Genomic DNA, 17,728 nt, shown 5'->3' on the forward strand with positions numbered 1-17,728 from the left:
GGGTTGCCCCTCGCCACCATCACGCCGACAACGAAGTCGAACTGACCTTGAACTGGCCGACCAGTTGCTGCAGTTTGCTCGCCGTATGGCGCACAGTTTCCGCGCTGCTGTGCAGGACACCGACCGTTTCCCCCATCTCCCCGGACGCCTGGTCGACGCCGCGGATGCTCTGGCCGTAGTGCAGGCTGCGCTCGTTGAGCTGCTGGATGATAGCGAACATGCGCTCCACCGTCTGGTGCAGGTGCAGGTTCTCCGAAGACGCCTCCTCGGTGCGCCGCAGGTTGTTGTCGACATCCTGCACCCCGCCCTGCATGAAGGCCACCGCCTCCTGCGTCTCGCTCTGCAGGCCGGCGACCATGTGGCGGATGTCCTCGGCGGCGCTGGCGGTACGCGAGGCCAGGGTGCGCACCTCGCCGGCCACCACGGCGAAGCCGCGGCCGTGCTCGCCGGCCCGCGCTGCCTCGATGGCGGCATTGAGCGCCAGCAGGTTGGTCTGGTTGGTGATGTCGCTGATCAGGCCGACGATGTTGCCGATCTCCGCCATGCGGCTGTCCAGCGATTGCACGCTGCGCGCCGAACGCGCCACTACGTCGCGGATCGACTGGGTCCCCGCGCGCACCGCCTCGAACTGCACGCGGGCGCGCTCGACCACCTCGTCCATCGCCTGTTTCATGTCCTCGGCGGTCATCGACGCCTGCTGGATCTCACCGAGCTGTTCCTCCACCAACAGCAGCATGCGGTGCACCGCCTCGGTGACTTCGCGGGTGGTCTTGCCGGCCTCGCTGCTGCGCTCGAGCATGGTTTCGTTGGTCTGTTTGACGCTCAGCGAGGCCTGGATCACCTGGCCGACGATGCCGTCGAGGTTGTCGATAAAGCTGTTGATCCAACGGCCCATGTCGCCGGTCTCATCGGCCGCCAGGCGACTGCTGTCGAGGCGCTGGCGCAGGTTGCCCTCGCCCTCGGCGATAGTGCGGATCACCTCGGTCATTGCGCCCATGCGCGCCGCCAGCCGGCGCGGGCCGAAGGCGGCGAAGAACCAGGCGCCGCCCAGCAACAGGCCACCGTCGACCAGATCCAGCGCCCACAACGGCAGGCCGCTGAAGTGCTGCAAGGCACAGCGAATGCCGAACAGCGCCACCACGGTGAGCAGGTAGGTCTTCATCAGCCCGAAGCTCAGCGAACGACGGCGGTAGACCTCTTCCAGGTCGGCTTCGCACATCATCCCCCAGCGGTCGGGCGAGCTCGGCAGCTGGAAGGTCACGCCCTTGCCGATCACTGGGATATGCCGATAGTCGGAATAGCCGGGATAGGTGACGAACAGGTTGGAGCCGTTACGGATGGTCTCGCGCACGCCGGGGTGCAGCTGGCCGGTGGCCGGGTCGGTGAAGCGCAGCTCCAGCTCGGTGTGCTCGCGCACGCTGACCACGCCCCAGTCGGTGTTCACCCCGCTCTTGAGGTTCTCGCCGTGGCTGAAGGTGTTGTCCTCGAAGCGTGAGCGTGACAGCGCGGTGCCCTGCGCGACCGCCGGATCGAAGCGGGACTCGACCATAAACAGGTAGTTGTCGCCGGATTCCGGGAAGATATGCCCCGCCTCGCGCTGGATCAGGTCGCCGAGCACGTCGTTCGGCACCCGTCCGCACAGGCAACCGCGCACTTCGCCGGCCACCACGATCGGTTGGTAGAACATCAGCGTCACCGCATCGTGGAAGCGTGAGGTGGAGGGGCCGAGGCTGCGGGTCAACGGATCGACATAGGGGCCGTGCAGGAAGGGCCGCTGCAGGCCCTCGGCCAGCGCGCGCGGCGCCACGTCGCTGGCATTGAGGTGAGCGGCATGGGTGGAGGCCAGCACCCGACCGCCGCGCTCGACGATGAACAGCTCGGAAAAATCCGCCGCCTGACGGCGCTTAGCGTGCAGCAAGGCGCTGTCGTACTGCGCCACGTCGCCGGGCGGAAAATCACGGGCCAGCACATCGGCCAGCTCGGCCAGGTGCTCCCACTGGGCGCGGGCCCAGTTCTGCAGGATCTTCACCCGGGTCTGGGCGATGCCTTCGAAGGTCTGCTCGACCACCGGGTAGATGTGCCGGTTCAACCAGCAGGAACGCGCCATCGCCAGTTTGCCGGTCTTGCCCCACCAGGGCAGCCAGCCTCGTTCGGCGGTGGACAGGTGCATCGCGTTGCTGTGCAGGGTCGACATGCGGGCTCCTTACTGCCTGACATCAAGGAGCCATCACCTCAGCAATTAGCAGGCCAGCCATCTACAACGGGCATTTCCCGGGAAGTGGCAGCGTAGCGCAGGCTCACCAAAATGGTGCAAGACGGCGAAACCGCACCACTATCGGCTCAGCTGGCCGGGCGCAGCACATCGATCAGGGACTTCAGGGAATAACCCAACTGCGGCGCCATGGCCGCCGCCTTGGAATACAAGGCGGCGAGATCCAGCTGCTGATCGAGATCGGCTGGCACCAGCAGCACGACGTTGCCCTCCTTCACCGGGCACTCCCAGTAATGGCGGTGGAACAGGCCACGCAACAAGGCGGCGCCCAGCGGCTTGCCGTCGTTACAGGCCCACTGGTTGATCACCAGCCAGCCGCCCGGATTGAGGCGCTGCTGGCAAGACTCGAGGAATTTCCAGGCCAGGTGGCCGACTCCGGGGCCGGTGTCGGTATACAGGTCGACGAAGATCAGGTCGGCGCTTTCCGCCGTCGCCAGCAGCTCCATGGCATCGCCGATGCGGATGGTCAGGCGCGGGTCGTCGTCCAGGCCCAGGTACTGCATGGCCAGGCGCGGCACGTCCGGGCGCAGCTCGATGGCCTCGACATCCTCCAGCGGCAGGAACTTCAGGCAGGCCTGGGTCAGGTTGCCGGCGCCGAGGCCGAGGAACAGCGCGCACTCCGGCGCCGGATGAGCCAGCGCACCGAGCAGCATGGCGCGGGTGTAGTCGTACTCCAGCCAGCTGGGGTCGGGAGTGAACACGCAGCTCTGCTCGATCGCTTCGCCGAACTCGAGGAAGCGGTAGTCGCCGACTTCCATCACCCGGATCACGCCGAACTCATCGCGTACCTCGGCGAGCAGGTGCTCTTCTTTCGGCTCTTCGTGTAGCGGCACAGCTCTGTTCCTCTCGCGGCAATCCGGCATGACATCGCCGACCAGTCGTCCGGCGTTAACGGCGCCGATTGTCATTGAACAGCCCGGTCCCGGTCACGCGATAATTCCGCCATACCAATAACTAGATTGAGGTCCCACTTATGTACGCCATCATCGGCGCCGGCCCCATGGGCCTGTGCACTGCCCGGCAACTGCACAAACACGGCATTGCCTTCGTCGGTTTCGAACTGAACAGCGACGTGGGCGGCCTGTGGGACATCGACAACCCGCACAGCACCATGTACGACTCGGCGCACCTGATCTCCTCCAAGGGCACTACCGAGTTCACTGAATTCCCGATGCGCGACGAGGTGGCGCCCTACCCGCACCACAGCGAGATGCGCCGCTATTTCCGCGACTACGCCGAGCACTTCGGCCTGTACGAGCATTACCAGTTCAACACCCGCGTGCTCAACGTCGAGCGCCTGGACCAGGGCTGGAAACTGACCAGCGAGCGCGCCGGCGAGCGCCGCGAGTGGCAGTTCGACGGCGTGCTGATCGCCAACGGCACCCTGCACAAGCCCAACCTGCCGAGCCTGCCCGGCGACTTCAGCGGCGAGCTGCTGCACTCCAGCGACTACCGCTCGCCGGCGGTGTTCGACGGCAAGCGCGTGCTGGTGGTCGGCTGCGGCAACTCGGCCTGCGACATCGCCGTCGACGCCGTGCACCGCGCCGCCTCGGTCGACCTGTCGGTGCGCCGCGGCTACTACTTCCTGCCCAAGTTCATCCTCGGCCGGCCGACTGACACCTTCGGCGGCGCGATCAAGCTGCCGCGCCCGCTCAAGCAGCGCCTCGACGGCCTGTTGGTGCGCGCGCTGGTCGGCAAGCCGTCGCAGTACGGCCTGCCCGACCCGGACTACAAGCTCTACGAGTCGCACCCGGTAATGAACTCGCTGGTGCTGCACCACCTCGGCCACGGCGACATCCAGGCGCGCCGCGACATCGCCCGAATCGACGACCAGCAGGTGACCTTCAGCGACGGCGAGCAGGCCGAGTACGACCTGATCCTCATGGGTACCGGCTACAAGCTCGACTACCCCTTCATCGACCGCGCCCATCTGAACTGGCCCGAGCGCACCGGCGCGCCGCAGCTGTATCTCAATGTGTTCCACCCGCAATACGACGACCTGTTCATGATGGGCATGGTCGAAGCCTCCGGCCTCGGCTGGCAGGGCCGCGACGAACAGGCCGAGCTGGTCGCCCTGTATATCCGCCAGCTACAGGCCGGCAGCAAGGCGGCACAGCAATTCAAGGCACTGAAACACGAACGGGCGAGCATTCGCCTGGACGGCGGCTACGCCTACCTCGACCTCGAACGCATGGCCTACTACGTGCACAAGGACAGCTACCGCGCCAGCATCAAGCAGCACAGCGACGAACTACGCCAGACGTTGCCGGCCCAGGCCGGCAAGCCCCTACAAGCAGCCGCACAAGCATGACCGTCACGCTGATCACCGGGGCCGCCAACGGCCTCGGCTGGGAGCTGGCGCGCGCCTGCCATGCGCGGGGCGATCATCTGCTGCTGACTGATATCGACGCGCCCGCCCTGGCCGAGCGCGTTGCCCAACTCGGCGGGCACGGGGTCATGGGGATCGCCGGCGATATCACCGACACGCGACTGCAGCGGCAGCTGCTCGAACAGTGCCGTGCACGCTTCGGCCGCCTCGACCTGCTGATCAACAACGCCGGCATCACCCACCGCTCGCCCGCCACCCGCACCGACCCGGCGGTATTCCGCAAGGTCATGGCCGTGGATTACCAAGCACCGGTGGAGCTGACCCTCGCCGCCCTGCCGCTGCTGCGGGAAAGCCGCGGCCAGATCACCGCCATCGGCTCGATGGCCGGCTGGATGCCAGTGCTCGGCCGCGCCGGCTACTGCGCGGCGAAGAGCGCGCTGGGCCAGTTCTTCGAGGTACTGCGGGCGGAGCTGACACTGGACGGCATCCACCTGCTGCTGGTCTACCCGAGCTTCCTCGACACCAGCATCGAACGCCACGCCCTCGGCGCCGATGGTCAACCGGCCGGCCATGCGCGCTCGACCATCGGCAAGGTGCGCGGCGCCGACTGGATGGCCGGACAGATCCTGCGTGCGCTGGAGCAGCGCCGCGAGCGGCTGTTCCCGGACCGCGGCAGTTATCTCGCCAGCCTGCTCTGGCGCCTGGCGCCGGCTTTCTACTACCGGCAGATGAGCCGCCGCTTCGCCGGCGAGCTGCCTAAGTCTGGAGCCTCCGATGCTTGACCCCTGGCTGCTGCTCGGCGTCTTCATCTTCCTCGCCTACACCCTGGAGGCCATGACCGGCTTCGGCAGCGTGGTGATTGCCCTGTCGCTCGGCGCCCTGGTGTTGCCGATCAAGGACCTGCTGCCGGTGCTGGTGACGCTGAACATCTTCATGAGCGGCTACCTGAGCTGGAAGCTGCGCGGCCTGATCGACCGCCGCCTGCTGCTCGGCCTGATCCTGCCCGGCATGCTGATCGGCACCCTGCTCGGCTTCGGTCTCAGCCCCTGGCTCAGCGACGGTGCGCTGAAGCAGGGTTTCGGCGTGCTGATCGTCTGGTTCGCCCTGCGCGAGTTGTTGCGCATGGGCCAAAGCAAACCGGCCGGGCGCACACCGCGGTGGATGACCCGTTTGCAGATCGGCGCCGCCGGCATCAGTCACGGCCTGTTCGCCTCCGGCGGACCGCTGCTGGTCTACGCCCTGGCCGCCACCGAGCTGGACAAGGCGCGCTTGCGCGCCACCCTGGTGTGCGTCTGGTTCAGCCTCAACAGCGTGCTGACCCTGGCTTTCCTGGCCAAGGGCAGCCTGACCCCGGCGCTGCCGCATGTCGCCAGCTACCTGCCGCTGCTGGCCATCGGCGTGCTGCTCGGCGAACACCTGCACCACCGGGTGGCCGAACAGCATTTTCGCATCGGCATCTATGTGCTGCTGTGCGTCACCGGCGCCCTGCTGGCCTGGCGCGCCTGATCATTATCGGCACCGGTTTGCTTCCGTAGGTTGGCGTTGAGCGCAGCGATACCCAACAAGCGCGGCGTGAGGGGCGATGGGTATCGCGTTGCTCAACCCATCCTACGAAAACGGACCGCCGACGCGCTGATACGACCCACCTATCACGGCCATCGGCAGCCAGGCACGACGGCAATCGGTTACCATGTGGTTACCTAGAAAAGCTGCCGTGTCGAGTCCGTGATGAGCCAAACCTGGAGCCCCGAAAGCTGGAGAGCGAAACCTATCCAGCAGCAACCCCAATACCCCGACGCCATCCACCTCGCCGAGGTCGAACGGACTCTGGCCGGCTATCCGCCGCTGGTGTTCGCCGGCGAGGCACGTGAACTGCGCCGCCAGTTCGCCGAGGTCACCCAGGGCCGGGCATTCCTTCTCCAGGGCGGCGACTGCGCCGAGAGCTTCGCCGAGTTCAGCGCGGCGAAGATCCGCGACACCTTCAAGGTGCTGCTGCAGATGGCCATCGTCATGACCTTCGCCGCCGGCTGCCCGGTGGTGAAAGTCGGGCGCATGGCCGGCCAGTTCGCCAAACCGCGCTCGGCCAACGACGAGACCATCGGCGAGCTGACCCTGCCGGCCTACCGCGGCGACATCGTCAACGGCATCGGCTTCGATGAGGCCAGCCGCGTGCCCGATCCGGACCGCCTGCTGCAGGCCTACCACCAGGCTACCGCCACCCTCAACCTGCTGCGCGCCTTCGCCCAGGGCGGCTTCGCCGACCTGCATCAGGTGCATCAGTGGAACCTCGACTTCATCGCCAACTCGGCGCTGGCGGAGAAATACAGCCAGCTCGCCGACCGTATCGACGAAACCCTGGCGTTCATGCGCGCCTGCGGCATGGACAGCTCGCCGCAACTGCGCGAGACCAGCTTCTTCACCGCCCACGAAGCGCTGCTGCTCAACTACGAAGAAGCCTTCGTGCGTCGCGACAGCCTCACCGGCGGCTACTATGACTGTTCCGCGCACATGCTCTGGATCGGCGACCGCACCCGCCAGCTGGACGGTGCGCATGTCGAGTTTCTGCGCGGTGTCGGCAACCCCATCGGCGTCAAGGTCGGCCCGAGCATGGACACCGACGAGCTGATCCGCCTGATCGACATCCTCAACCCGGACAACGACCCCGGCCGCCTCAACCTGATCGTGCGCATGGGCGCCGACAAGGTCGAAGCGCACATGCCGCGCCTGGTGCGCGCGGTGCAGAAGGAAGGCAAGCAGGTGCTGTGGAGCTCCGACCCCATGCACGGCAACACCATCAAGGCCTCCAGCGGCTACAAGACCCGCGACTTCGCGCAGATACTCAGCGAAGTGCGGCAATTCTTCGACGTGCACCAGGCCGAGGGCAGCTATGCCGGCGGCATCCATATCGAGATGACCGGGCAGAACGTCACCGAATGCATCGGCGGCGCCCGGCCGATCACCGAGGATGCCCTGTCGGATCGCTACCACACCCACTGCGACCCGCGGATGAACGCCGACCAGTCGCTGGAGCTGGCCTTCATGATCGCCGAGACGCTGAAGCAGGTACGCCGCTAATCCCACTGGCGGACAGTGCTTGGTAGGGGGACTCAGGAGCGCCAGCGAACAGTCCGCCAGCGGTGCGCAATTGACTCCGCGGGCGTCCTGCTGCGAGTACGTCCTACGAGCAATTCGGGAAGGCGCAGAACAACGTGTAGGGTGGAAAACCGCGCAGCGTTTTCCACCGCGGCCAAACGGTGGACAAGCGAAGCGTTGTCCACCCTACGCCAACAAAGGTTTCAACCGCGCCCCGCTACTGCGCTTGCAGTTCAGCTGGATCTGCGCCAGTCCGAGCCAATCCGCCAGGCTGCGCAACTGCCCGGCTAGGGCGTGCATACCCTCCTCGTCCAGGCCCTTTTCCTCCTCGTGTACCGCATGCACCGCCAGGCGGCTGTGCGCTCGCTCGGCGCGCAAGTCGACCCGCGCGGCCAGGCGTTCATGGTGCAGGAACGGCAGCACGTAGTAGCCGTACACCCGTTTGTGCTGCGGGGTGTAGATCTCCAGGCGGTAACGGAAGTCGAACAGCCGCTCGGTGCGCTCACGCTCCCAGACCAGCGAATCGAAAGGCGACAGCAAGGCGCTGGTCGCGATGCGCCGCAGCGTCTTCGGCGTGCCCGGACAGTAGGCCGGCTGGCGCCAGCCCTGCACCTGCACCGGCAGCAAGGCGCCGGCCTCCAGCAGTTCGGCCAGCCGTGCGCGGCTGTCGGCCGGGCCGAGGCGAAAGTAGTCGCGCAGGTCCTTCTCGGTGGCCACGCCCAGCGCGCAGGCGGCCCGCAGCAGCAATTGCCGCTGGGCTTCGGCCTCATCCAGTTCCGGCTGACTCAGCAGCGCGGCGGGCAGCACCCGCTCGGGCAGGTCGTACAGGCGCTCGAAACCACGGCGCCCGGCCACCGTCACTTCGCCGGCAGCGAACAGCCATTCCAGCGCATGTTTCTCCGCGCTCCAATCCCACCAGGGCCCGGCGCGCTCTTCCCGCGTGCTCAGGCTGCCGGCGCCGAGGGCACCCTGTTCGCGCACGGCCTGGAGCACGCGCTGGATCACGTCCTGCTGCTCGCGACCGAAACGCGCCAGTTGCGCGTAGATGCCTTCGCCGCTGGCCGCCCGACGCATGCGCCAGCGCAGCAATGGATACAGGCTCAGCGGTAGCAACGAGGCCTCGTGACCCCAGTATTCGAACAGCTTGCGGCTGCGCTGCGGGCCCCAGGCGGCCTGCTCCAGCAGGCTCTGCGAGTAATCGCCGAGGCGCGAATACAGCGGCAGGTAATGCGAACGCACCAGCGCGTTGACCGAGTCGATCTGCAGCACACCGAGGCGCTCGATCATCTGGCTGACGTGCGCGCTCTTCACCGTCCGCGGCGGGCGGGCAGCGAAGCCCTGAGCGGCCAAGGCCAGACGCCGGGCTTGCTGCAGCGATAGGGACTCAGCCTTGGGCATACGCCGACCTCTAACCGGGAGACGACCCCACCCTAAGCCACTCGGCCTCGCCCGGCAAAGCGTTTGCGCAGCCAGGCGTCGCTGCTGACCAGGGTAATCCCCAGCAACACCAGCAGAGCGCCGGCGATGAAGTTCAGGCTCAAGGGCTCGTCGAGGATCAGCACGCCGAAGCTGACGCCGAACAGCGGGGTCATGAAGGAGAACACCGCCATGTTCGAGGCCAGATAACGGCGCAGCAGCCAGAACCAGGCGAAATAGCTGAGGAAGGACACCACCACGCCCTGGAACAGCACGCTCGCCACGCCGACCGGGGTCAACCTGACCGCACCGACCTGGCCGGTGAAAATGGCCAATCCCAACAGCAACAGGAAAGCCACGAACAGCTGATAGAACAAGGTAAGGCCCGGCGGCGCTTCGGACAGTCTTGAGGCCCGCACCACCACGGTAGTCGCGCCCCAGGCCATGCCGGCGAGCAATGCGAAGCCATCGCCGAGCAGCATCCGCGTATCCATGCCGGTCCACGACACCCCGGCGCCGAAGGCCAGGACAACGCCAACGAAGCACAGGCCGATGCCCAGCCATTGCCAGGCGCGCAGCCGCTCGCTGGGCAGCAGCAGGTGCAGGCCGAGGGCAGAAAAGATTGGTGCGGTATAGAGGAACACCGCCATGTGCGAAGCCGTGGTGTATTGCAGGCCGAGGGCGATGAAGAAGAACTCCAGGGCAAACAACGACCCGGCCAGCAGCCCGGCACGCCAAGTGCCCTGGCGTAAGCCTTCCCAGCCGCCACGCCAGCACATCAAGAGGCCAACCAGCAGCGCGGCGATACCCGAACGCAGCGTTACCTGCATCAGTGGCGCAACATCCGCGGCCGCCAGCTTGATCACCACCTGCTGGATGCCCCAGATGGCGCACAGGCCCAGCATCAGTTGGAACAGAAAGGCGTCGGCGCCCTTGCGCTGGCCACTCATGCCAACACCAGACTGTGCTCCGGTACCGGATAAGGCTTGGCAAAGGTGAACGCCACCGGCGACGGCCCCTGCTCTTCCAACAGCCGCAGCGCGGTTTTCGCCGACTCGAGAGTGGGAGTCTGCCCGGCCGGAATCCACCATAGCGCCAGGACCGGCGTTTGCAGCTTCTCCATCCAGCTACCACGGTTGCGCAATACGCGCAGGTGCTCGCCGGAATAGACGAAGCCCTTGAGCGCCTCGAACGACTCCCACACCGACATGTTGACGATGATCAGCGGATCGTCGAACGCCTGGATCGAAGTGGCATCCCCCTCTTCCGTTTGCAGCCGCCAGACGAACCCGGGGCTCTGCTCGGCCAACGCATTGACCGCATCGAGTTGGTCGACGAAATCCCGCAGCAGCGGGTGATCGAGTGGCTCAAGGGTTCTGGCGATATTGATCTGCGCGAGATGATAGGTTTGTTTCATAGGCCTTCCTTGAAAGAAGGGCATCCGGCGCCGGATGCCCAGATAGAACAATTCAACGCTTGAACGGATCATCCCAGAACGGCCGTTCGCTTTCCTCCAGGATATCCGCCCGGCTCAGGCCGAGATCCTTCAGCGCCGCATCGCTGAGCATCGCCAGCTGCCGCCGCTGGTGCGCCAGCTCGTACCAGCGGCGTACTTGCCAGCGCAGCGCTCGCCACCAGTTACGCCGCTCCGTTGGCGTCTTGAACAGTGGCTGAGTGCCGACAAAACCAAATTGTGCTTTACCAAATTGACTTTTCATCGCATCGCCCTCCCTTGGGGATGGCGCTAGTGTCCGACCGGGAATAAGATCAATCCAACGAATGTTTCTGATGCACTGCATCTTGGAGATTGATGAATGGCCACCTACCCCAGCATCGACACCGAACTGCTGCGCACCTTCGTCGCCATTGCCGATCACGGCGGCTTCACCCGCGCGGCTGAGGCCGTCAACCGCACCCAGTCGGCGGTGAGCATGCAGATGAAACGCCTGGAAGAAGATGTGCTGCAGCGCCCGGTGTTCGAGCGTGACGGCCGCCAGGTGCGGCTGACGCCGGAAGGCCAGGTGCTGCTCGGCTACGCGCGGCGCATCCTCAAACTGCACGGTGAAGTGCTCAACACCCTGCGCGAACCGCACATGGTCGGTTCGGTGCGCATCGGCACGCCGGATGACTACGTCATGCGTTTTCTGCCGGGGATTCTGTCGCGCTTCGCCCAGAGCTTTCCGCTGGTTCAGGTGGAATTGCACTGCGAGCCCTCTTACCAACTTCTGCAGCGCCAGGACCTCGACCTGACCATCGTCACCCGCGAGCCAGGCAAGGAAATCGGCCAGTTGCTGCGTCAGGAACGCTTGGTCTGGGCCGAAGCCCAAGGCTTCAGCCCCCATGAACAGGAGCCGCTGCCGCTGGCGATGTTCAACGGCGACTGCTTCTGCCGGAACTGGGCCTGCAACGCGCTGGACGCCATGGAGCGCGAGTACCGTATCGCCTACACCAGCCCCAGTCTGTCGGCGATCATGGCGGTGGTCAGCGCCGGCCTGGCCATCACCGCCCAGTTGCAGAGCCTGATCACCCCGGACATGCGCATCATCGGCGAAGCCGAAGGCCTGCCACGCATGCCGATGGCCAGCATCGTGCTGCTGCGCAACCCGCACAGCCAGTCGCAGGTCACCGAAACCCTCGCCGAGCATATCGCCGAAGGCTTTCGGATCTGATCTCGGCTCAGCCCAGCCGCGAAACCACTCGGGTCGATGCGGTCAGATCGTGCAGGCAGCGGCGATCGCCGCGGAAGATGAACAGGCAGTCGATCAGCACCAGCAGCCAGCCGATCACCGGCACATAGACGATCGCGCCCCAGAGCAGGTAGCGCTTCAGGTACATGGGCAGGAAGGCGGGCGTGTTGCCGTCCAGATCGACGATGGCGAGCTTGAGTAGGCGCTTGCCGACCGTCTGCCCATAGCGCTTGAGCAACAGACCGTTGACCAGCAAGAAAGCCGCCAAGCCGATCAACGCGCCCAGTACTTGCAAGCCGAAAGCGGGCTCCTGCCCCGTCGTCAAGCCGTCATAGAAACCCAGTTTATAGAACAGCGGCACACTCAACAGGCACATGATCAGACCATCGATCAACGCCGCCCCCAGACGGGCGCCGCGACTGGCGAGGAGCGGTGCTTCGAGCTCGCCCTGCAGGGTCGCCTGGGGTGTTTGGTAAGGGTTTTCGACCTGGCTCATCGTGCGTTCCTTGCGTGGATTGATGCCGACCAGTGTGGCGGCAATGGGCGAACAAGCAAAGAAGCGCCATGGCGATCCGCCAGAAAAATCTAGAGCGCGAAAGTTAAGCGCGCTAAATTAATGCCAGGTTTACTTCCGGATTCCCGCCATGCCTCGTTCCAACACCTGCGAACAACTGCGCCTCGACAACCAGCTGTGCTTCGCCCTGTATTCCACTTCGCTGGCGATGACCAAGGTCTACAAACCCTTGCTGCAAGCGCTCAACCTCACCTACCCGCAATACCTGGCCATGCTGGTGCTCTGGGAGGGCGACGGCATCACGGTCGGCGAACTCAGCCAGCGCCTGTTGACCGATCCGGGTTCGGTCACCCCGCTGCTCAAGCGCCTGGAGGCCGAAGGCTTGCTCAGCCGCACCCGCAGCAGCGCCGATGAGCGTGTGGTGGAGTTGCGCCTAACCGCCAAGGGCCGCACCTTGCAGCAGCAGGCCGAGTCGGTCCCCGCCTGCATCCTCAAGACCACCGAGCAGTCGATCGACCAGCTCCTCGCGCTGAAACAAGAACTGGTCAGTCTACGCGACAGCTTGCACAAGGCGATCTAGAGCCATATTCCCCAAAGCCCGCAGGCTTATTGCAAATCTCTCCAAAGAATATCTTGCGCACTAAATAAATCGCACGTAACTTCCGCGCCACGCACTTAGTTAGCGCGCAATATTTTACCTAGCAAACAAATTGGAGATACCGCCATGCAAGCCGTCAAAGCCCTCTATACTGCAACCGCAACTGCCACCGGCGGCCGTGATGGCCGTGCCGTTTCCTCCAATGGCTATCTGGACGTGAAACTCACCACCCCCCGCGAGCTGGGCGGCCAGGGCGGTGAAGCCACCAACCCGGAACAGCTGTTCGCCGCCGGCTACTCGGCCTGCTTCATCGGTGCCCTGAAGTTTGTCGCCGGTCAGAAGAAACAAGCCTTCCCGACCGACGCCTCGATCACCGGCAAGGTTGGCATCGGCCAGATCCCCGGCGGCTTCGGCCTGGAAGTGGAACTGAACATCAGCCTGCCCGGCCTCGAGCGCGCCGTCGCCGAAGAGTTGGTCGCCGCCGCCCACCAGGTCTGCCCCTACTCCAACGCCACCCGCGGCAACATCGATGTGCGCCTGAACGTCAGCGTCTGAAGCAATCCCCTGCTGAGCAAAACGGCAGAAACGAAAAAGCCCGGCAATGCCGGGCTTTTTTGTCGCATCGAAGGCTTAGGCCTGCGGCGCTTGGGTACGGCCTTTGTAGGAGCCGTCGCGGGTATCGATTTCAATCCAGTCGTCGATGTTGCAGAAATCAGCAACTTTGACTTCGGTACCGTTGCTCAGCTTGGCCGGCTTCATCACCTTGCCGGAAGTGTCGCCACGGGCGGAGTTCTCGGTGTAGGTGATCTGACGAACGATGGTGGTCGGCAGGTCAACGGAGATCACTTTGCCTTCGAAGAACACGGCTTCGCACACGTCGGTCATGCCTTCTTCGATGAACGGCAGAACGCTTTCCAGGTCTTCGGCGCGCAGTTCGTAGGAGTTGTACTCCGGATCCATGAACACGTAGTCGGTGCCGCTGATGTAGGACAGGGACACTTCCTTACGCTCGAGGATCACCGGCTCCATCTTGTCGTCGGCCTTGTAAACGGTCTCGGTCTTGGAGCCGTTGATAAGGTTCTTCAGCTTCATTTTGACGATGGCGCTGTTACGACCGGACTTGGTGAACTCGGCTTTCTGGATAAGCCAAGGCTGACCGTCGATCAGGGCCACACTGTTGGGCTTCATTTCTTGTGCGGTTTTCATACAAATATCCGGATTTAGATGGAGATACGAATTTCTAAGGCGCGCATGATAGCCAATTTCGGTAAAACAGTACCAGCGCCGCGGCAAGATCAGGACGGGAAGCCTGCTGCAGACACCAGCGCTCGGCATGTTCGGCCACCTCCGGCCACGCCTCCAGACAGGCCGACCAGCTTTCACCTATTCTCTCACCTGCATTCCACGCCCGCCACAGGCCGCTCAAGGCCGCGTCCGCCGCCGGCGACAGCCCTTGCCGGTACAGGCTCAGAAAGGCGTTGAGCTTATCCCAGTGCACCTGCTCGTCCTGCTCATAGATGTGCCAAAGCAGCGGGCGCCCGGCCCATTGCGCGCGCACGAAGGAGTCCTCGCCACGCACGATATTGGCATCGCAACACCACAGCAGCAGGTCGTAGTCCTCCTGGCGCACGAACGGCAGCAGGTGGACCTGCAGGTTGCCACGCCGCCAACTGCCGCCCACCGCCATATCCTCGATCCCGAGCCAGGCCTGTAGGTCACCAAGGATGCGCCCCTGCGGCACTAGCAACTGGATTGACGCGGCACCCGCCGCCAGCGCATCCAACCAACTCGCCAGGCCAGGGTTTTCATAGGCAAATAAGGAGATCAATTGCGCGCCGGGCTGCCGCTGCACGCCCAGACCGAACAGAAACGCGGCCTGCGCAGCCTGGTCGGCCTGAAATGCCTGGCGCCGGGCGAGCAGATCGCTCTCGCGCAACAGGCCACCGGTATCGCCGGTAAAGCCGGGGAAGAAGAAGAACTTCTGCAAACCATTGCCCTGCGGCGAAGGCAGCCCATGGCAGCCGCCGACCCAGTCTTCGGCGCTGAGATACTCCAGATTCAGCCACAGCACCTTGGGCTTCGCCGCCATGGCCGCGATATAGGCAGGCGGCAGATGACAGGCGAAGGCCTCGATCACTACCTGCGCCGGCTCGACCGCCTGCCAGTCCGGATGCCACACCCGCACTTCGACTCCCTGCCGCCACTGGCTGTCGGCCGCCGCATCGGCCTCTGGACAGAGGCGCACGAACGCACGCAGATCATCCACCCACAAGCGCACGGTCTGACCATACTCGGCCACCAACTGGCGGGCGAGACGCCAGGTCACGCCGATATCGCCATAGTTGTCGACGACGCTGCAGAAGATGTCCCAGGTGGTTTTCATCGACGACTCCATAATGGCATGGCTGAACGCTGCCAGGGCACTGTCCAGACTGAGCAGCCAGACCACCCATACGCTCAGCTTGGCAAAATCCCTAAGGCCCAGAAAGCAAAAAACCCCTGAGGATTGCTCTCTCAGGGGTTTCGCGAAAGTGGCGGTGAAGAAGGGATTCGAACCCTTGATACAGTTTCCTGTATACACACTTTCCAGGCGTGCTCCTTCAACCGCTCGGACACTTCACCGGATCTCGCCAGACCTTATGGTCCGTCGAGGCGCGCTAATCTATCCGAACAGATGACTAAAGGCAAAGTTTTTTTGCTGGAGATTCATGCGCTTAAGCCAAAAGCCCAAGGCCGTGGGTTTCTTCCCGGGTGACTCATCGGTCAGTCATGGCGCTTTACCTGGGGTAGGCGGATGGGTAACGTCTGCCCACCCTCCGCATCTGCCTCAGCAAGGAACTTCGCCATGAGCGATCTGATCAGCTACCAACTCGAAGATGGCATCGCCACCCTGACCCTGAGCAACGGCAAGGTCAACGCCATCTCCCCGGACGTGATCGCGGCCTTCAATGCCGCGCTGGACCGCGCCGAGCAAGACCGCGCGGTGGTGATCATCACCGGCCAGCCGGGCATTCTCTCCGGCGGCTACGACCTCAAGGTGATGACCTCCGGCCCGCAGAATGCGATCGATCTGGTCGCCGCCGGCTCCACCTTGGCCCGCCGCATGCTCGCGCATCCCTTCCCGGTCATCGTCGCCTGCCCTGGCCATGCGGTAGCCAAAGGTGCCTTCATCCTGCTCTCCGCCGATTACCGCATCGGTGTCGAAGGCCCGTTCAGCATCGGCCTGAACGAAGTGCAGATCGGCATGACCATGCACCATGTCGGCATCGAACTGGCCCGCGATCGACTGCGCAAGTCGGCGTTCCATCGCTCAGTGATCAACGGCGAGATGTTCGATCCGCAGAGCGCCGTGGACGCTGGCTTCCTCGACAAGGTGGTACCGGTCGAGCAGTTGATGGCCACGGCGGTTGCCGCTGCCCAGCAGCTGAAGAAGATCAACATGACCGCGCACCGCAACACCAAGCTGAAGGTACGCAAGGCCCTGCTGGAAGCCCTCGACAAGGCCATCGAACTGGATCGCCAGCACATCGTCTGAGGCCCGCCCGCAGAGCTTCCCGAGCCCGGCTTTTGCCGGGCTTTTTATTGCGTGCAGTTCCCGCCGGCAGCTCCCGACAGCACAGCGGCTATGCTGGAACAACCTGGCACCTGGACGATCCGCAATACTCAACGGGAAAGGAACCTCATATGCAAAAGTGTCCACCTCTGGCAGCCGCTCTCCTGCTGGCAGCCCTGAGCGGTCCCGCGCTGGCCGCCGATCCGCCCGCACCGGCCATCACCTACGAACGCGACGCCAAGGCGCTCAGCGCCTTGCAGAAGATGGGTGGCTACCTGCGCTCGCTCGAGCGTTTCGAGATCAGTGCGACAAGCACCACCGACCAAGTGCTCGGTACCGGCCAGACCGTCCAGCTTGCCCACCGTACCGAACTTAAGGTCCAGCGCCCGAACAAGCTGCAGGTCACCGTCGATGACGGCCAGTACCTCAGGAGCCTGTACTACGATGGCAGTCACTTCGTCCTATACGGTACCCGGCACAACTACTACAGCCGACTCGAAGCGCCAAAGGATATCGACGCACTGCTCGACCAACTCGAAGGTCGGTATGGCATCCAGTTGCCGCTGGCCGACTTGTTCTATTGGGGGAGCGGCAAGAGCTCGCCGGACAGCCTGCAGTCGGCGCTCTACCTCGGGACCGAAAAGCTCGGAAGCAAAAGCTGTGAGCACTACGCCTACCGGCAGGAGGGCGTCGACTGGCAACTGTGGCTGGAAAACGGCAAGCAGCCGCTGCCATGCCAGCTGCAGCTAACCAACCGCAACGACGAGGCGCGGCCGCAGCATGGGATCCGCCTGAACTGGAAGCTCAACCCGGACTTCACCGCCAGCACCTTCCAGTTCAAAACACCGGAGGGGGCCCTGTCGGTCGAACTGCGGCAACTCGAACCTGCTCAACCGGCACGTGCTGAAGAGTGATAGGAGGCCCGCAATGGCGAAACTACACAAAATTGTCAGCGCCGGCCTTGCTGCGCTCATACTCCTGAGTCCGCTGGCCCAAGCCTGGCACCTGCGCGGCGGCGCCCGCACCCAGGTGTTCCAGCATCCCAACTTCGCCCTGCACACCGGGCAACGGCCGATGCCCGGCTCGATGGGCGGCGGCATCTAGCATCACTACGAGCCGGGGCCGGGGCCCACGCCTCCCCCCGCCCCGCTGCCAGGACCGGCGCCCCACCCGGGACCACCCCCGGGCCCAGGACCGGCGCCCTATCCGGTGCCGCCACCGCCCGGACCTGGGCCGCATCCAGGGCCACCACCACCACCACCACCA

At 64.5% G+C, this 17,728-nt stretch carries 19 protein-coding genes and 1 tRNA gene; 10 read left to right on the forward strand and 10 right to left on the reverse strand.

Translation table 11 applies throughout. The features are described from left to right. Positions 1-19: 19 nt before the first annotated feature. Positions 20-2,194: a methyl-accepting chemotaxis protein gene (locus D3880_RS13055; protein WP_119893879.1), complete on the reverse strand. Its 2,175-nt coding sequence runs from the start codon at positions 2,192-2,194 to the stop codon at positions 20-22. Between the two features lie 146 nt (positions 2,195-2,340). Further along, positions 2,341-3,030: a spermidine synthase gene (locus tag D3880_RS13060; protein WP_238474452.1), complete on the reverse strand. Its 690-nt coding sequence runs from the start codon at positions 3,028-3,030 to the stop codon at positions 2,341-2,343. Positions 3,031-3,245: 215 nt separating this feature from the next. Between D3880_RS13060 and D3880_RS13065 the strand changes: the two genes are divergently transcribed. From D3880_RS13065 to D3880_RS13080, 4 genes are all read left to right on the forward strand, one after another. Next, on the forward strand, positions 3,246-4,583 hold the full coding sequence (locus D3880_RS13065; RefSeq protein WP_119893880.1) for a flavin-containing monooxygenase: 1,338 nt from the start codon (positions 3,246-3,248) through the stop codon (positions 4,581-4,583). Beyond that, positions 4,580-5,383 (forward strand): SDR family NAD(P)-dependent oxidoreductase, encoded by an 804-nt coding sequence (locus tag D3880_RS13070; protein ID WP_119893881.1) that lies wholly within the window; start codon positions 4,580-4,582, stop codon positions 5,381-5,383. Before D3880_RS13065 ends, D3880_RS13070 begins: the two co-directional genes overlap by 4 nt. Continuing rightward, positions 5,376-6,107: a sulfite exporter TauE/SafE family protein gene (locus D3880_RS13075; RefSeq protein ID WP_119893882.1), complete on the forward strand. Its 732-nt coding sequence runs from the start codon at positions 5,376-5,378 to the stop codon at positions 6,105-6,107. The genes D3880_RS13070 and D3880_RS13075 overlap by 8 nt, the downstream gene beginning before the upstream one ends. A 222-nt stretch (positions 6,108-6,329) precedes the next feature. Next, positions 6,330-7,676 carry a class II 3-deoxy-7-phosphoheptulonate synthase gene (locus tag D3880_RS13080; protein WP_119893883.1) on the forward strand — a complete coding sequence of 449 codons (1,347 nt, stop codon included), beginning with the start codon at positions 6,330-6,332 and terminating at the stop codon, positions 7,674-7,676. A gap of 204 nt (positions 7,677-7,880) precedes the next feature. On the opposite strand, the gene D3880_RS13085 is transcribed toward D3880_RS13080, so the two are convergent. Genes D3880_RS13085 through D3880_RS13100 form a run of 4 tightly spaced genes read right to left on the reverse strand, consistent with a single transcriptional unit; the run spans position 7,881 to position 10,828 of the window. Next, positions 7,881-9,092, reverse strand: coding sequence for a winged helix-turn-helix domain-containing protein (locus tag D3880_RS13085; protein ID WP_119893884.1), 1,212 nt, complete (start codon positions 9,090-9,092; stop codon positions 7,881-7,883). Positions 9,093-9,124: 32 nt separating this feature from the next. Next, positions 9,125-10,060, reverse strand: coding sequence for a DMT family transporter (locus D3880_RS13090; protein WP_119893885.1), 936 nt, complete (start codon positions 10,058-10,060; stop codon positions 9,125-9,127). Continuing rightward, entirely contained in the window at positions 10,057-10,527 is a 471-nt protein-coding gene (locus tag D3880_RS13095; protein ID WP_119893886.1) for a DUF3291 domain-containing protein, read from the reverse strand. The genes D3880_RS13090 and D3880_RS13095 overlap by 4 nt, the downstream gene beginning before the upstream one ends. A gap of 52 nt (positions 10,528-10,579) precedes the next feature. Further along, positions 10,580-10,828, reverse strand: coding sequence for a DUF1127 domain-containing protein (locus tag D3880_RS13100; RefSeq protein WP_238474349.1), 249 nt, complete (start codon positions 10,826-10,828; stop codon positions 10,580-10,582). Between the two features lie 96 nt (positions 10,829-10,924). Between D3880_RS13100 and D3880_RS13105 the strand changes: the two genes are divergently transcribed. Continuing rightward, the gene (locus D3880_RS13105) at positions 10,925-11,779 is read left to right on the forward strand and encodes a LysR family transcriptional regulator (RefSeq protein ID WP_119893888.1); all 855 of its coding nucleotides are present in this window, start codon (positions 10,925-10,927) and stop codon (positions 11,777-11,779) included. Positions 11,780-11,786: 7 nt separating this feature from the next. Here D3880_RS13105 and D3880_RS13110 read toward each other — a convergent pair whose 3' ends face one another. After that, positions 11,787-12,293: an RDD family protein gene (locus D3880_RS13110; RefSeq protein WP_119893889.1), complete on the reverse strand. Its 507-nt coding sequence runs from the start codon at positions 12,291-12,293 to the stop codon at positions 11,787-11,789. A 148-nt stretch (positions 12,294-12,441) separates the two neighbouring features. Here D3880_RS13110 and D3880_RS13115 point away from each other — a divergent pair, with 148 nt between their 5' ends. Next, positions 12,442-12,891: a MarR family winged helix-turn-helix transcriptional regulator gene (locus tag D3880_RS13115; protein WP_119893890.1), complete on the forward strand. Its 450-nt coding sequence runs from the start codon at positions 12,442-12,444 to the stop codon at positions 12,889-12,891. 144 nt (positions 12,892-13,035) lie between these two features. Further along, positions 13,036-13,464, forward strand: coding sequence for an organic hydroperoxide resistance protein (locus D3880_RS13120; protein ID WP_119893891.1), 429 nt, complete (start codon positions 13,036-13,038; stop codon positions 13,462-13,464). 75 nt (positions 13,465-13,539) lie between these two features. Here the strand turns inward: D3880_RS13120 and efp are convergent, their stop codons facing one another. From efp to D3880_RS13135, 3 genes are all read right to left on the reverse strand, one after another. Then, complete coding sequence (gene efp, locus D3880_RS13125) at positions 13,540-14,115, reverse strand: elongation factor P (protein ID WP_119893892.1); 576 nt, start codon at positions 14,113-14,115, stop codon at positions 13,540-13,542. A gap of 34 nt (positions 14,116-14,149) precedes the next feature. Continuing rightward, positions 14,150-15,292 (reverse strand): elongation factor P maturation arginine rhamnosyltransferase EarP, encoded by a 1,143-nt coding sequence (earP, locus tag D3880_RS13130; protein WP_119895739.1) that lies wholly within the window; start codon positions 15,290-15,292, stop codon positions 14,150-14,152. 149 nt (positions 15,293-15,441) lie between these two features. Continuing rightward, positions 15,442-15,531 (reverse strand) — tRNA-Ser (locus tag D3880_RS13135). Positions 15,532-15,754: 223 nt separating this feature from the next. Between D3880_RS13135 and D3880_RS13140 the strand changes: the two genes are divergently transcribed. The 3 genes from D3880_RS13140 to D3880_RS22880 all read left to right on the forward strand — a co-directional run bounded on the left by D3880_RS13140 (position 15,755) and on the right by D3880_RS22880 (position 17,566). After that, positions 15,755-16,444 (forward strand): crotonase/enoyl-CoA hydratase family protein, encoded by a 690-nt coding sequence (locus D3880_RS13140; RefSeq protein ID WP_119893893.1) that lies wholly within the window; start codon positions 15,755-15,757, stop codon positions 16,442-16,444. A gap of 149 nt (positions 16,445-16,593) precedes the next feature. Then, positions 16,594-17,376, forward strand: a complete 783-nt coding sequence (locus D3880_RS13145; protein ID WP_119893894.1) for a DUF2092 domain-containing protein — start codon at positions 16,594-16,596, stop codon at positions 17,374-17,376. A 13-nt stretch (positions 17,377-17,389) separates the two neighbouring features. Further along, on the forward strand, positions 17,390-17,566 hold the full coding sequence (locus D3880_RS22880; protein ID WP_177412172.1) for a hypothetical protein: 177 nt from the start codon (positions 17,390-17,392) through the stop codon (positions 17,564-17,566). Positions 17,567-17,728 lie beyond the last annotated feature (162 nt).

The sequence above is a fragment of the Pseudomonas cavernae genome (assembly GCF_003595175.1).
GTDB classification, from domain to species: Bacteria; Pseudomonadota; Gammaproteobacteria; order Pseudomonadales; family Pseudomonadaceae; genus Aquipseudomonas; species Aquipseudomonas cavernae.

Excerpts from the sequence above, each read along its gene's own strand:
- D3880_RS22880 (WP_177412172.1), top strand. The coding sequence starts at position 17,390 with ATGGCGAAACTACACAAAATTGTCAGCGCCGGCCTTGCTGCGCTCATA.
- D3880_RS13065 (WP_119893880.1), top strand. The coding sequence starts at position 3,246 with ATGTACGCCATCATCGGCGCCGGCCCCATGGGCCTGTGCACTGCCCGG.
- D3880_RS13120 (WP_119893891.1), top strand. The coding sequence starts at position 13,036 with ATGCAAGCCGTCAAAGCCCTCTATACTGCAACCGCAACTGCCACCGGC.
- D3880_RS13060 (WP_238474452.1), bottom strand. The coding sequence starts at position 3,030 with ATGGAAGTCGGCGACTACCGCTTCCTCGAGTTCGGCGAAGCGATCGAG.
- D3880_RS13105 (WP_119893888.1), top strand. The coding sequence starts at position 10,925 with ATGGCCACCTACCCCAGCATCGACACCGAACTGCTGCGCACCTTCGTC.
- D3880_RS13055 (WP_119893879.1), bottom strand. The coding sequence starts at position 2,194 with ATGTCGACCCTGCACAGCAACGCGATGCACCTGTCCACCGCCGAACGA.
- earP (WP_119895739.1), bottom strand. The coding sequence starts at position 15,292 with ATGAAAACCACCTGGGACATCTTCTGCAGCGTCGTCGACAACTATGGC.
- D3880_RS13070 (WP_119893881.1), top strand. The coding sequence starts at position 4,580 with ATGACCGTCACGCTGATCACCGGGGCCGCCAACGGCCTCGGCTGGGAG.
- D3880_RS13115 (WP_119893890.1), top strand. The coding sequence starts at position 12,442 with ATGCCTCGTTCCAACACCTGCGAACAACTGCGCCTCGACAACCAGCTG.
- D3880_RS13080 (WP_119893883.1), top strand. The coding sequence starts at position 6,330 with ATGAGCCAAACCTGGAGCCCCGAAAGCTGGAGAGCGAAACCTATCCAG.
- D3880_RS13100 (WP_238474349.1), bottom strand. The coding sequence starts at position 10,828 with ATGAAAAGTCAATTTGGTAAAGCACAATTTGGTTTTGTCGGCACTCAG.
- D3880_RS13075 (WP_119893882.1), top strand. The coding sequence starts at position 5,376 with ATGCTTGACCCCTGGCTGCTGCTCGGCGTCTTCATCTTCCTCGCCTAC.
- D3880_RS13110 (WP_119893889.1), bottom strand. The coding sequence starts at position 12,293 with ATGAGCCAGGTCGAAAACCCTTACCAAACACCCCAGGCGACCCTGCAG.
- D3880_RS13095 (WP_119893886.1), bottom strand. The coding sequence starts at position 10,527 with ATGAAACAAACCTATCATCTCGCGCAGATCAATATCGCCAGAACCCTT.
- efp (WP_119893892.1), bottom strand. The coding sequence starts at position 14,115 with ATGAAAACCGCACAAGAAATGAAGCCCAACAGTGTGGCCCTGATCGAC.
- D3880_RS13090 (WP_119893885.1), bottom strand. The coding sequence starts at position 10,060 with ATGAGTGGCCAGCGCAAGGGCGCCGACGCCTTTCTGTTCCAACTGATG.
- D3880_RS13140 (WP_119893893.1), top strand. The coding sequence starts at position 15,755 with ATGAGCGATCTGATCAGCTACCAACTCGAAGATGGCATCGCCACCCTG.
- D3880_RS13145 (WP_119893894.1), top strand. The coding sequence starts at position 16,594 with ATGCAAAAGTGTCCACCTCTGGCAGCCGCTCTCCTGCTGGCAGCCCTG.
- D3880_RS13085 (WP_119893884.1), bottom strand. The coding sequence starts at position 9,092 with ATGCCCAAGGCTGAGTCCCTATCGCTGCAGCAAGCCCGGCGTCTGGCC.